The sequence below is a fragment of the Microbacterium sp. KSW4-4 genome (genome assembly GCF_023091185.1).
Taxonomy (GTDB): Bacteria; Actinomycetota; Actinomycetes; order Actinomycetales; family Microbacteriaceae; genus Microbacterium; species Microbacterium paraoxydans.
This window is the reverse complement of sequence record NZ_JAHWXJ010000002.1, coordinates 17259-29985: the sequence shown is the minus strand read 5'-3', so window position 1 is coordinate 29985 and position 12727 is coordinate 17259. Positions and strand designations below refer to the sequence as shown.

Here is a 12727-nt window from a genome sequence, read left to right as displayed (position 1 = left end):
TACACTGAGGGCACGCTCCCGGCTCCAGGAACGGAGAACGCGTGTCTGCGACGTGGCACGATCCGCGGGAGGCGTCGCCGACGGCGTCTCGCCTCCTCGTCGAGCGTGCGCACGAGGAGCTCATCGCCGGGAATCTCGACGATCACCGTCTCCGCGAGGTGCGTCCGCTCGTGCGTGAGTCGTGGGAGCGGTCCTGGCGTCGCCGCGTCGGCCCGGAGGGGCTGCCGCCGCTCGATCTGCACGAGGACGAGCTTGACGCCTATCGCCTGGACCATCCACTCGCCTCCGCGATGGAGATGATCCGCGCGCTGCTGCTTCCCGGCGACTCCGAGGACTCGGGGGTCGTGATCGCCGTCGGGGACCAGGCCGGGCGCCTGCTGTGGATCGAGGGCGACGCGCAGCTGCGGTCCCTCACCGAGGGCATGGGGTTCGTCGCCGGCGCGAACTGGGCGGAGGACGCCGTGGGCACGAGCGCCCCCGGCACCGCTCTCGCCCTGGAACGGTCGGTGCAGATCCGCGGGGCCGAGCACTACAACCGACTGGTGCACCCGTGGTCGTGCACCGCGGCGCCCGTGCGCGACCCGGAGACGCAGCGGGTCCTGGGCGTGATCGACATCACCGGGGGACCGGAGGTGGTGACCCCGCAGGCCCGGCTGCTCGTCGACGCGACGGCGCGAGCGGTCGAGTCCGAGCTCCTCGTGGCCCGGCTGCAGAGACGGGCGGAGCCTCCGGCTCGACGACTGCCCGGCAGGACGCCGCCGGAACCCCTCGCCCGCGCGCGACTGCACGTGCTCGGACGCGACCGCGCCCGGCTGGAGACCGTGTCGGCGCACGAGGAGGCGGTCACCGAGCTCAGCGCCCGGCACGCCGCCATCCTCCTGATGCTGGCCGTGCACCGCCAGGGACTCTCCGCCGACCGACTCGCCGAGCTCGTCTACGGCCCCGGGGTCTCGCCGGACACCTTGCGGCCGGAGATGGTGCGTCTGCGGAAGGTCCTGGAGCGGGCGGCCCCCGATCTCGTGCCGGAGTCCCGCCCCTATCGTCTTCCGGTGCCGCTGGAGACCGACGCCCACGACGTGCTCTCCCTCCTGGATCGCGGGGCGCACCGGGTCGCTCTGACGGCGTATCGGGGTCCGGTGCTGCCGGAGTCGGCCTCACCCGGCGTCGAGGAGTTCCGTGACTCGGTCCGGGCGGCGCTGCGGGAGGTCATGCTGTCGGGGGCGAGTCTGGACGTGCTGCTCGCCTACGCCGACACCCCCGAGGGGAGCGAGGATGCGGAGGTGCTGCGGCTCGCGTTGGAGATGCTGCCGGCGCGCTCGCCGCGTCGTGCCGGCCTCGTGACGCGGATCGAGCGCCTCACCTGATTCGAATCGCCCGATTGGCCCCATTTCGGCCGCGGATGCAGCACAGTGCGCGATTCGAACGGGGTGCAACCGGCTGCAACGTTGCGCACCGGGAGTGCAACGGGGAGCGGCCTAGCGTCGAGGGAACACCGCGGCATCGACGCCGCGGCGCCCCCGTCGAAGGAGACCCCCATGACCATCGTCGAAGAAGACGTGTCCCTCGCCTACGCGGCCCCCGGGCAGCCCGGAGCGGTCGCGAACTATCGGCCCCGCTACGGCCACTACATCGGCGGCGAGTTCGTCGAGCCCGCGAAGGGCCAGTACTTCGAGAACATCAGTCCCGTCAACGGCAAGCCCTTCACCGAGGTCGGCCGCGGCACCGTGGAGGACATCGACCGCGCCGTCGACGTCGCCTGGAAGGCCTTCACCGCCTGGGGCAAGACCAGCCCCGCGGAGCGCTCCGTGACCCTGAACCGCATCGCCGACCGGATGGAGCAGCACCTGGAGGAGATCGCGGTCGCCGAGACCTGGGAGAACGGCAAGCCCGTGCGGGAGACCCTCGCCGCCGACATCCCGCTCGCGATCGATCACTTCCGCTATTTCGCCGGGGTGCTCCGCGCGCAGGAGGGCGGCATCAGCCAGCTGGACGAGAACACCGTCGCGTACCACTTCCACGAACCGCTCGGCGTCGTCGGGCAGATCATCCCCTGGAACTTCCCGATCCTCATGGCCGTGTGGAAGCTGGCGCCGGCGCTCGCCGCGGGCAACTGCATCGTCATCAAGCCCGCGGAGCAGACGCCCGCGTCGATCCTGTTCCTGTTCGACATCATCGGCGACCTGCTGCCGGCCGGAGTCGTCAACATCGTGAACGGTTTCGGCATCGAGGCCGGCGCCCCCCTCGCCCAGCACAAGCGCATCCGCAAGGTTGCCTTCACCGGGGAGACCACGACCGGCCGCCTCATCATGCAGTACGCCTCGCAGAACCTCATCCCCGTCACCCTGGAACTCGGCGGCAAGAGCCCGAACGTCTTCTTCGAGGACGTCGCCCGCTCCACGAGCGACCCGTTCTACGACAAGGCGCTCGAGGGCTTCACGATGTTCGCGCTCAACCAGGGCGAGGTCTGCACCTGCCCGTCACGCGCCCTCATCCAGCGCTCGATCTACGACGGATTCCTCGCCGACGGCCTCGAGCGGGTGAAGAAGGTCGTGCAGGGCAATCCGCTCGACCCCGCGACCATGATCGGCGCGCAGGCCTCGAACGATCAGCTGGAGAAGATCCTCAGCTACATCGACATCGGGAAGCAGGGCGGGGCCCGGCTGCTCACGGGAGGCGAGCGCGCCGACCTCGGCGGCGACCTCAGCGAGGGCTTCTACGTGCAGCCGACCGTGTTCGAGGGGACGAACGACATGCGGATCTTCCAGGAGGAGATCTTCGGTCCCGTGCTGTCCGTGACGTCGTTCGATGACTTCGATGACGCGATCTCGATCGCGAACGACACTCTGTACGGCCTGGGTGCCGGGGTGTGGAGTCGTAGCGGCGACACCGCGTACCGCGCAGGCCGGGCGATCGAGGCGGGTCGCGTGTGGACGAACACGTACCACCAGTACCCGGCCCATGCCGCGTTCGGCGGGTACAAGCAGTCGGGGGTGGGGCGCGAGAACCACAAGATGATGCTCGACCACTACCAGCAGACGAAGAACCTCCTCGTCTCGTACGCGGAAGGCCCGATGGGCTTCTTTTGATCGTCGACGCTGGGGTGCGGGACGGCGGGCCGCAGCTGCCGTCCCGCACCCTGGCATTACGCAAGGAGTCTCATGGCCAGTCCGACCACGCCCGCCCGCGTCGCGGTGACCGACCCCGCCGCCGCGCTCGTCCGGCAGCTCACCGCGCAGCACGGGCCGCTCATGTTCCACCAGTCCGGCGGCTGCTGCGACGGCTCCGCGCCCATGTGCTACCCGGTGGGGATGTTCCTCACCGGCCCCGGCGACGTGCTCCTCGGTGCCCTTGACGTGGGACTCGATGGTCCGGTCGAGGTCTTCATGTCGGCCTCGCAGTTCGAGTACTGGAAGTTCACGCACCTGACGATCGATGTCGTGCCGGGACGCGGCGCCGGGTTCAGCGTCGAAGGTCCGACGGGGATGCGGTTCCTCATCCGCTCGCGGATGTTCGACCCCGCCGAGCTGGCGGGCCTCGGCCTGGCCTGACACGTCCCTGCCGGCCGGTTCGCCGGGGAGCGATGGGCGCGCGGTGTTGATCGGCGCCGATCCCGTTCCGTAGGCTCGGGGAGCCGTGCCGCGGAAGGCCGGCCACGACGCCGAGTCCGATCCGAGGTGCACATGAGCTCGTCCCGATCTCCCCGGAGACGACTGCCGAGCGTCCTGGCCCCGGCCGTGGTTCTGGCCCTGGTGTTGGTCGGTTGCATGCCTGCCGCCCCGCCGTCTCCGACGCCGTCGTCGACCGATGTCGAGCTCTTCTCGGCAGAGGACGGCGTACGCTCCTCCGTCGATTTCGTCTTCGCGCTCCTCGCCGCCGGGGACGAGGAGAGCGCAGCCGAGAACCTCTACCCGGCGGTGGCTTTCGAGCAGCCGCTCGCTCTACTGCTCACCAGGAGCGGCGTCTACACGCAGATCGAGGACCGGCCGAAGATCCTCTCCGTCGACGACGTGACGGCGACGGAGGACGGGAAGAGCGGCACTGCGACCGTCACCTACGAGATGGCGGGCGCCGAGCACACCGACACGGTCGAGCTCCGACGGACGAGCGCGAACGAACGGGGTGCGGACGACTACGCCATCGTGACCTCCGAGGAGGACTTCGGGCTGGACGCGAGCGGCGTCGAGCTCCTCCCCGCTGACACGGTATACCGCATCCACGATGTGGACGTCAGCGCCGCGTTCCTCGCGGCCCGGGCTCTCGCGGATGGCGATGAGGTGCCGCGGATCCCCGCGTTCGGCGGTACGTATCCGCTGGAGATCACGGTGCCCGGCCCCGACGGCTTCACCGACACGGTGACCCTGCAGGCCTCGACCTTCCTCGGCGGCGACGGCACCGACGGCGTGCTGCGCGACTTCGCCGTCGAGCACGGGTACTGACTTCGAATCGCCCGATTGGTCCCATTTCGGCCGGAGATGCAGCCAATCAGGCGATTCGAACGGGATACGCTGGCCCCGTGAACGCACCGCACCGACCCTCCGTCCTCTTCGTCTGCGTCCACAACGCGGGGCGCTCGCAGATGGCCGCCGGCTTCCTCCGGCACCTCGCCGGCGACCGCATCGAGGTGCGCTCCGCCGGGTCGATGCCCGCTGCGGAGATCAACCCCGTCGCGGTGGCGGCGATGGCGGAGGTCGGCATCGACATCACGGCCGAGCAGCCGAAGGTGCTCACGACCGAGGCCGTGCAGGCGTCGGACGTCGTGATCACGATGGGCTGCGGTGACGCCTGCCCGTTCTACCCCGGCACGCGCTACGAGGACTGGGTGCTCGACGACCCCGCCGGCCAGGGGATCGATGCCGTCCGGCCGATCCGCGACGACATCCGCGGTCGCATCGAAACCCTCGTGTCCGAGCTGCTCTGACCGGCGCTCAGCCGGCCCCGTCGAGCATCGCCTTCGCGGCACGCGTGCGGGCACGCAGGGCCTCGGCGAGCGCCGCGACCGCGGGGAGCCGCAGCGGCTCGGGCCGCGCGACCATGTAGTACGGGAGCTTCTCGGCGAAGACCTCGGGCAGTAGGCGCACAAGATCCGGGTGCCGGTCCGCGGCGAAGCAGGGGAGCAGGCCGATCCCGGCTCCCGCGCGGGTGGCCTCGACGTGCACGAAGACGTTGGTCGAGGTGAGGCCGTCCTGCATGCCGGGGACGAGGCGGCGCGGAAGGTCGAGCGCATCCACCTGAAGCATCGAGTCGACAAAGTACACGAGTCGGTGCTGCTCCACCTCGGCGCGCGATGCCGGGGTGCCGGTCCGGTCGAGGTAGTCCCGCGACGCGTACATACCGAGGGTGTACGTGCCGAGCTTCACGGCCTGCGCGCGGCGGGTCTGGGGCGCGCCCACGACCACCTCCAGGTCGAGCCCGGCGCGGTGCTCGGCGGCCCTCCGCGTGGCGGCGACGATCTCGACCGTCAGCCGTGGGTGTGCTCGGCGCAGCTCTGCGATCGCGGGGGCGGCGATGTAGGCGCTGAAGCCGTCGGTGGCGGACATGCGCACGACGCCGGCGATCGGGTCAGGAGTCTCGCCGGGGGCGGAGTCGAGCTGGGACAGCGCGGCCTCGATGCGTCCACCGGTCTCGGCGGCGGTGCGCCCGAGGTCGGTGAGTTCCCACCCGGCCGCGGATTGCGCGACGACCCGTCCGCCGAGCGCGTCCTCGAGGGCGGCGATGCGGCGCGCCACCGTCGTGTGATCGAGACCGAGGTGTGCGGCGGCGCTCGTGTACCGGCCGGTGCGGGCGACGGCGAGCAGCACGAGCAGATCGTCGGCACGAGGCCTCTTCGCCGCATCCATGCTGCAATTATGCACAGCCGCTGCGCGCCACTGGGCATTGCTGCAAGTCGAGCCGGTGCCGACACTGGAACGGATGTGTCACCGTCGACACCGAAGGAGAGAAATGACCGCCCCCACCCGCGCCTCCGGTCACCCCGCCGCCGCCCCGTCCTCCTCGAAGCTCAAGCGCGTCGTCGCCGCCTCCATGGCCGGCACCGTCGTCGAGTGGTACGAGTTCTTCCTCTATGCGACCGCCGCCAGCCTCGTCTTCGGCACCTACTTCTTCCCGGCCACCGGATCGCCGCTCGACGGCATCATCGCCGCTTTCGTGACGTATGCGGTCGGCTTCATCGCGCGGCCGCTCGGCGGCATCGTCTTCGGTCAGATCGGCGACCGTTTCGGCCGCAAGCCCACGCTGCAGGCCACGATCATCATCGTCGGCGCCGCGACCTTCCTCATGGGGTGCCTCCCCGGCTTCCAGAGCATCGGCTACTGGGCGCCCGCGATGCTCGTCGCGCTGCGCTTCATCCAGGGCTTCGCTGTCGGCGGCGAGTGGGGCGGGGCCGTCCTCCTGGTCGCGGAGCAGAGCCCCGACCGGTCGCGCGCGTTCTGGTCGAGCTGGCCCCAGGCCGCGGTTCCCGTCGGCAATCTGCTCGCCACGCTCGTGCTCCTCGTGAGCTCGTGGGCGATGAGCTCGGCGGCGTTCCTCGAGTGGGGCTGGCGCATCGCCTTCTGGCTCTCCGCGGTGATCGTGCTCGTCGGCTACTACATCCGCCGCAACGTCGAGGAGGCTCCGATCTTCCTGGAGGCGAAGGCGCAGGTCGAGGCGGAGAAGGCCACCTCCTACGGCGTCGTCGAGGTGCTGCGCCGGTATCCGATCGGGATCGTTCAGGCGATGGGCCTCCGTTTCGCCGAGAACATCGTCTACTACATCGTCGTCAGCTTCACGATCGTCTACCTGAAGACCGTCCACGAGTACGACACCAGTCAGCTGCTGCTCGCTCTGCTCATCGCGCATGTCGTGCACTTCGCGATCATCCCGCAGGCGGGGCGGCTCGCCGACCGCTGGGGCCGCAAGCCCGTGTACCTGACCGGCGCGATCCTCAGCGCGACCTGGGCCTTCTTCGCCTTCCCGATGTTCGACACCCTGAACCCCGGGCTCATCGTGCTCGCGGTCACCATCGGCCTCTGCTTCCACGCGTTCATGTACGCGCCGCAGCCGGCGGTCATGGCCGAACTGTTCCCGACGCGGATGCGGTACTCCGGCGTCTCGCTGGGGTCGCAGGTCACGGCGATCCTCGCCGGGTCGCTGGCGCCGATCCTGGCGATCCAGTGGCTCCGGGACTTCGGCTCCTGGCTGCCGATCGCGCTCTACATCGTGTTCGCCTGCATCGTCACGGCGATCGCGGTGCTCTCGCTGCGGGAGACGAAGGGCGTGTCCCTGCAGGCCATCGACGACGCGGATGCCGCCCGCACGAACGCACGCACCACGGCTGCGAGTGCCGCATGACGGATCTGCACGGACGTCGTGCTCTCGTCACCGGGGGATCGAGCGGGATCGGTGCCGCCTGCGCGAGAGCCTTCGCGCAGGCGGGCGCCCGCGTGACGATCGCCGACATCGACGGTGACGCGGCCGAAGCCCTCGCCGACGAGATCGGCGGGCAGGCGTGGCAGGTCGACCTCACCGACCGCGATGCACTGGCCGCACTCCGCCTCGACACCGACATCCTCGTCAACAACGCGGGCGTGCAGCACGTCAGCCCGATCGAGGACTTCGACCCCGCCCGTTTCTCGCTTCTCCTGCAGCTGATGCTCGAGGCGCCGTTCCTGCTGACCCGGGCCGTACTCCCGGGGATGTACGAGCGGGGCTTCGGGCGGATCATCAACATGTCGAGCGTCCACGGCCTTCGCGCCTCGCCGTTCAAGGCGGCCTACGTGGCGGCCAAGCACGGCCTGGAAGGGCTGTCGAAGGTGACGGCGCTGGAGGGTGCCGCGCACGGCGTCACGAGCAACTGCATCAATCCCGGATACGTGCGCACGCCTCTCGTCGAGCGCCAGATCGCCGACCAGGCGCGGGTGCACGGCATTCCGGAGAGCGAGGTCCTGGAGAAGGTGCTCCTCACCGAAGCTGCGATCAAACGCCTCGTGGAGCCGGAGGAGGTTGCGGGCCTTGCCGTCTGGCTCGCCGCCGACGCCGCCGGGATGGTGACCGGCGCGAGCTACACGATGGACGGCGGCTGGTCCGCGCGGTGAGCCGTCACGCCGACGGAGAGGCCGCGGCGAGCACAGCGCTCCGCAGCCAGGAGCGATAGCGCTCCGGCGACCAGCCGGACTGCACGACGAGCTGCTGGTGGCTCTCCGGTGAGAGCAGGAACGACAGCACGTCGGCGAGGGCGTCGCCGTCGTGGTCCGAGTCGACGATGCCCCGGCGCTGCAGTTCCGCCGCGAACCCCCGGTAGTCCGCAGCCCGGTTCTCGAGGATGCGCTGGAGGGCGGCATCGACGACCGGATCGGAGAGCGCCGCGCCCAGGAGGACCGTCCAGAGGGCATGCCCGCGCTCGTTCGCGGCGGCGATCTGCGTGATGACGGCGTCGAGGAAGACGTCGTCGGGAAGGGTGGTCAGCCCGGAGCCGGCCTCGGTGTCGGCGAGGGTCTCGGCGGCCTCCGAGCCGGAGAAGGTGACCTCGAAGGCGGCGATGAGCAGCTCCGCCTTCGCCGCCGTGGTCTTCACCGTCTCCGCGGAGACCCCGGCTTCCTTGGCGATCGCCGAGATCGTCGTCGCCTGGTATCCCTGCGCGGCGAACAGGCGGGCGGCTGCCGCGACGATGCGAGCACGGGTCTCCTCGGCCTGTCGGGTCCGCAGGGCGGAGCGGTAGGGGCGTGCACTCGACGTCATTGACTTTCCTCACGGGGTGATGAATACTTCAACGGTACAACCAACCCTATCGAGAGAGCCGCCATGTCCCGTTACCTCCTCACCTGCACCCCCGCCCACGGGCATGTGCTCCCGCTGCTGCAGGTCGCCAGGCACCTCGTCGCGGGCGGGCACGAGGTCCTCTTCCTCACGAGCACCCGTTACGAGGAGCAGGTGACCGCGGCGGGAGCGCGGTTCCGCCCGCTGCCGACGGGGGCCGACGTCGACCTCGACGACGCGAACGGCGCGTTCCCCGAGCGCGAAGGCCTCACCGGGGTGGCCGCCCTCCGCTTCGACATGAGCACTCTCTTCATCCGCCCGGGTCGGGCTCAGCTCGAGGCCGTGCGCGCCGAGCTGGCGCGGAACCGCATCGACGCCGTCCTCACCGAACCGCTGTTCGTCGGTGCGGCGCTGCTGCAACGGCTGCCGAAGGCCGAACGGCCCCCGGTCGTGGTCGTCGGGATCTTCCCGCTCGGCGCCCGCAGCGTCGACACGGCCCCGTTCGGGCTCGGAGTCACGCCGATGCGGGGGCCGTTCGGACGGGTGCGCAACGCCTTCCTGCGTCTGGTGGCGGAGCGCGTGATCTTCGGGGGCGTGCAGAAGGAGGCCGACGCCATGGCGCGCGAGGCGGTCGGCCGCGATCTCGGCGGATTCGTGCTCGACTGGGCGGGCCGCGCCGACGCGTACGTGCAGTTCTCGGTGCCGGCGTTCGAGTACCCGCGCTCCGACCTCCCGGCGTCCGTGCACTTCGCCGGACCCCTGCCCGCGGCGTCGTCGAGCGTGCCACTGCCCGAGTGGTGGTCCGACCTGGACGGACGGCGGCCCGTGATCCACGTCAGTCAGGGCACCATCGCCAACGCCGACTTCGGTCAGCTCGTGCTGCCGACCATCGCCGGGCTCGCCGCGACGGACGCGCTCGTGGTCGTCTCCACCGGTGGGCGCCCTGTCGACGCGCTCCCGGCGGAGCTGCCGGCCAACGTCCGCGTCGCCGAGTACCTGCCCTACGACCGGCTGCTGCCGGAGGTCGACGTGTTCGTCACCAACGGAGGCTTCGGCGGGGTGCAGCAGGCCCTGGCCCACGACGTCCCGCTGGTGGTCGCGGGGCAGACGGAGGACAAGGTCGAGGTCTCCGCCCGAGTCGGGTGGACCGGGGTGGGCATCAACCTGCGGACGAACGCGCCGAAGCCCGGGCAGGTGGCCGAAGCCGTGCGCCGGGTGCTGGCCGAGCCGACGTTCCGGGATCGCGCGCGGCAGGTCGGAGAGGCGATGCGCGCTGCGGACGCCTGGCAGACGCTCGACGCGGTCCTGGCCGCGGAGACCGCGAGCGGGGCCGCGGCCGACAGCTCGATGCACCGCTGAGCGCCGCGCGGGAAAGTGCATTCCCGCGCATGAACGCAACCGGGTGCAACGTCCGCCGGTATACCATCCGGGTATCGCCACGCAGCGTCAGTCCCCAGCTGACCACGGGCGGGACGGTCGAACCGTCAATGCGGAGGGAACGTCGAATTCCTTTCGATCCCGAGGGGGGATGGGGTGGGCGTCGGTTCCCCAGAACGGCACCCACCCCCACATCGGGGTCGTCGTCAGTTCCAGCGGCTGAGCATCCAGAAGACCGCGAATCCGATCACCACGAGGATCGGCACCCAGGTGCCCGTGCGCTTGAGGCGCCGACCCTGCGGCGCGACTCCCGGCGGTGGAGTGATCATCCCGGCCGGCGGAGCGAAGGGGAGAGCGTGGCCACCGGGCGTCGCGGTGGCGAGACGGTCGTCGCGCCACCGCGCCCACTGGTCGAGCTTGGTCAAGAGCGCCCCCACCGTCCCGAACAGCCACGCCCAGGTCGCCCGGTCGAGCGTCGAGGCGCGGCGGGGCGTGTAGAGGAACAGCCAGTCGTCGACGATCTCGACGTCGAGCTGGGCGGCGTTGTCGATGAAGCGCGCCATGATGTCGGGCGTGAAGAGGTAGAGCGCGTCCTGCTCGTAGCCGTCAGGGCAGTACAGGGTGAAGTGCTGGTCGAAGTCGCCCTCGAGCGACAGACGCTGCGCCCGCTGGAACGAGGCCGGCAGGTTGGAGCCGAAGCCGTTGTTGCCCTTCGCGTCGAGCACGATGTTCGGCAGGGGCACGTCGAGCTTCACGGCCACGTAGCCCCAGCGATACGTCGTCGAGTTCTTCCCGGACTGCACCGTGTACTGGTAGTTGCCGAACTCCACGAAGCGCGGGTTCGTCCCGCGGACCAGGTCGGTGGCCAGCCGCGAACGGCCGAGGTGGAAGATCATGCCGGGCAGCGGTGGATCGTCGACGCGCGGCTCGTAGGTCATGCCGTTGGCCTGGGCGAACCGGTGCAGGCGGTACCGGGCGGTGCGCGCGTTGCGGACGCCCATCCAGATGAGGACCCCCACTCCCGCGGCCACCAGCAAGAGGAGCACGAGCGGGATCGCCGCTGCGGCGGGAGAGCCGCTGCTCGCTGCCAGCGCCACCACCACGGAGGCGAGGATCGGGAGCAGCACGACCCCGGCGATCGCCACGGCCACGATGGCGATGATCGACGACACCGCCATGCCGGTCGTCCGCCGGGACCGGAGCTCCGCCGTGAAGGCGCGGACGGCGGCCGGGTCGACCGGGTCGGTGAGGGGCCGCGCATCGAACGACGCCGACGCCTGCGGAGACGTCATCGGTTGACCTCGTCGGCGTCCCACGTGAGGTCGGCGCCCTCGCGAAGTGCCTTCGCCTCCAGCCGCTCGTCCGTGCAGATCCCGCGGATGAGGTCGGGCGAGCCCGCCACGATGGTGGAGTCGTAGTCGATCTCCGAGACCATCACCCAGGCGCGATCGGCGGGCCACAGGATGTTCGGGCTCTGAGCGGCGGGCGGGAAGCCGTGCTCCTCGCCGACCCGGTCGCGCCACGGCACGCCGAGCACCCAGTCCGGATCCGCGAAGGCCTGGGCGCCCCCGGAGAACAGCACGTAGTCGCGCCCGGGGAGCTCCAATCGGGGCCCTTCGGAGATCTCGCGCGAGAGGATGCCGTCCTGCCAGGTGGGCTTCCGGAAGACGTTGTTGAAGGGGTCGTGCGTGCTGCGGTCGAGCATCGCCTGATGGTGCGGGTCTTCGCTGAACGTGAGGAAGACACGGGACGGCCCGTCTCCGAAGAAGCCGACCAGACCGCCGAACCCCTCCCAGAGTGCGACGACCCCGTCGTCCGGTGTCGCGGTGTGGGCGGCGAGGTGCCCGGCCAGGACCGTCACGAGGTCGCTGTCGAGCGCGCCCTCCATCGGCGCCGTGAACTCGCGGCCGTCCGGAGCGATGCGGGTCCGCCAGTCGGCGTCGACGGGAGTGCGCACGATCCGGTGCCACTGCGCCTCTGCGTGCATCGTCGTGCCGAAGGCGGCGGCGGTGTCCGCCCAGCTGACGCGCACGTCGGGATCCGCCGCCGTGGGACTCTCCCGCACCGTGGCGGGATGGAAGATCCGGGCGTACGCGGGGAAGCCGCGGGGGACGACCGCGTGCATGCTGCCCAGACCGTCGTCGAGGGTCTCCCGCAGCCACGCGCCGACGCCGGGGTCTGCGATCCACTCCATGCGACCACGGTACCGGCCGCGTCCGACGACGCGAGCCGCGGCCGTCGATCCCCCATAATCGAGGGGTGACTGCCACCGCCACTCTCCCCTCCCTCGACGGCCGACGCTTCCGCATGGTCTCGTCCACGACATCGGCCGTCGATCCCGATGCCCCCAGCGTCTTCGAGTACTTCGAACGCGACGGCGCGATCTGGGGCGGCTACGAGGGCGACACGGTCACCTTCGGGAAGTTCGTGGGTACGCGTACCGGCGACACGATCTGGGTCTCGTTCGTCCATGTGCTCAGGGCCGACGGCACCGTGGTCACCGGTGACGGCGAGAGCGAGCTGGAGCTGACCGAGGACGGCCGCATCCGCCTGGTGGAGCACTACGAGATGCACGGCCTCCCGCAGCTCAGCGTCGTCGAGGAGATCCCGGCCGCCTGAC

Annotated in this window: 13 protein-coding genes; 9 read left to right on the top strand and 4 right to left on the bottom strand. The window is 70.6% G+C overall.

Annotated features, from left to right (window positions below; all coding sequences use genetic code 11):
- Nucleotides 1-41 precede the first annotated feature (41 nt).
- The 5 genes from KZC57_RS09810 to KZC57_RS09790 all read left to right on the top strand — a co-directional run bounded on the left by KZC57_RS09810 (nucleotide 42) and on the right by KZC57_RS09790 (nucleotide 4918).
- Entirely contained in the window at nucleotides 42-1364 is a 1323-nt protein-coding gene (locus KZC57_RS09810) for a GAF domain-containing protein (protein WP_060922068.1), read from the top strand.
- A gap of 171 nt (nucleotides 1365-1535) precedes the next feature.
- Nucleotides 1536-3086, top strand: coding sequence for an aldehyde dehydrogenase family protein (locus KZC57_RS09805; RefSeq protein ID WP_247641631.1), 1551 nt, complete (start codon nucleotides 1536-1538; stop codon nucleotides 3084-3086).
- 72 nt (nucleotides 3087-3158) lie between these two features.
- A complete protein-coding gene (locus KZC57_RS09800; protein WP_247641630.1) occupies nucleotides 3159-3548 on the top strand; it encodes a DUF779 domain-containing protein in 390 nt (129 codons plus the stop codon).
- A gap of 216 nt (nucleotides 3549-3764) precedes the next feature.
- Nucleotides 3765-4436 carry a hypothetical protein gene (locus tag KZC57_RS09795; RefSeq protein WP_217583506.1) on the top strand — a complete coding sequence of 224 codons (672 nt, stop codon included), beginning with the start codon at nucleotides 3765-3767 and terminating at the stop codon, nucleotides 4434-4436.
- Nucleotides 4437-4513: 77 nt separating this feature from the next.
- Nucleotides 4514-4918 (top strand): arsenate reductase ArsC, encoded by a 405-nt coding sequence (locus KZC57_RS09790; RefSeq protein ID WP_308194417.1) that lies wholly within the window; start codon nucleotides 4514-4516, stop codon nucleotides 4916-4918.
- A 7-nt stretch (nucleotides 4919-4925) separates the two neighbouring features.
- Here KZC57_RS09790 and KZC57_RS09785 read toward each other — a convergent pair whose 3' ends face one another.
- Nucleotides 4926-5837 carry a LysR family transcriptional regulator gene (locus KZC57_RS09785; RefSeq protein WP_247641629.1) on the bottom strand — a complete coding sequence of 304 codons (912 nt, stop codon included), beginning with the start codon at nucleotides 5835-5837 and terminating at the stop codon, nucleotides 4926-4928.
- A 103-nt stretch (nucleotides 5838-5940) separates the two neighbouring features.
- On the opposite strand from KZC57_RS09785, the gene KZC57_RS09780 reads away from it, so the two are divergent.
- Together KZC57_RS09780 and KZC57_RS09775 are read left to right on the top strand one after the other, a co-directional pair.
- Nucleotides 5941-7326, top strand: coding sequence for an MFS transporter (locus KZC57_RS09780; RefSeq protein WP_217583517.1), 1386 nt, complete (start codon nucleotides 5941-5943; stop codon nucleotides 7324-7326).
- Nucleotides 7323-8069 carry a 3-hydroxybutyrate dehydrogenase gene (locus KZC57_RS09775; RefSeq protein WP_247641628.1) on the top strand — a complete coding sequence of 249 codons (747 nt, stop codon included), beginning with the start codon at nucleotides 7323-7325 and terminating at the stop codon, nucleotides 8067-8069. The genes KZC57_RS09780 and KZC57_RS09775 overlap by 4 nt, the downstream gene beginning before the upstream one ends.
- Nucleotides 8070-8073: 4 nt before the next feature.
- Here KZC57_RS09775 and KZC57_RS09770 read toward each other — a convergent pair whose 3' ends face one another.
- Entirely contained in the window at nucleotides 8074-8712 is a 639-nt protein-coding gene (locus tag KZC57_RS09770) for a TetR/AcrR family transcriptional regulator (RefSeq protein WP_247641627.1), read from the bottom strand.
- Between the two features lie 63 nt (nucleotides 8713-8775).
- On the opposite strand from KZC57_RS09770, the gene KZC57_RS09765 reads away from it, so the two are divergent.
- On the top strand, nucleotides 8776-10089 hold the full coding sequence (locus KZC57_RS09765; protein ID WP_247641626.1) for a glycosyltransferase: 1314 nt from the start codon (nucleotides 8776-8778) through the stop codon (nucleotides 10087-10089).
- Between the two features lie 224 nt (nucleotides 10090-10313).
- Here the strand turns inward: KZC57_RS09765 and KZC57_RS09760 are convergent, their stop codons facing one another.
- Together KZC57_RS09760 and KZC57_RS09755 are read right to left on the bottom strand one after the other, a co-directional pair.
- Nucleotides 10314-11399, bottom strand: a complete 1086-nt coding sequence (locus KZC57_RS09760) for a DUF3137 domain-containing protein (protein ID WP_247641625.1) — start codon at nucleotides 11397-11399, stop codon at nucleotides 10314-10316.
- On the bottom strand, nucleotides 11396-12301 hold the full coding sequence (locus KZC57_RS09755) for a hypothetical protein (RefSeq protein WP_217583524.1): 906 nt from the start codon (nucleotides 12299-12301) through the stop codon (nucleotides 11396-11398). Before KZC57_RS09755 ends, KZC57_RS09760 begins: the two co-directional genes overlap by 4 nt.
- Nucleotides 12302-12366: 65 nt before the next feature.
- Here KZC57_RS09755 and KZC57_RS09750 point away from each other — a divergent pair, with 65 nt between their 5' ends.
- Nucleotides 12367-12726: a hypothetical protein gene (locus KZC57_RS09750; protein WP_231919542.1), complete on the top strand. Its 360-nt coding sequence runs from the start codon at nucleotides 12367-12369 to the stop codon at nucleotides 12724-12726.
- The last annotated feature ends 1 nt before the right edge of the window (nucleotide 12727 follow it).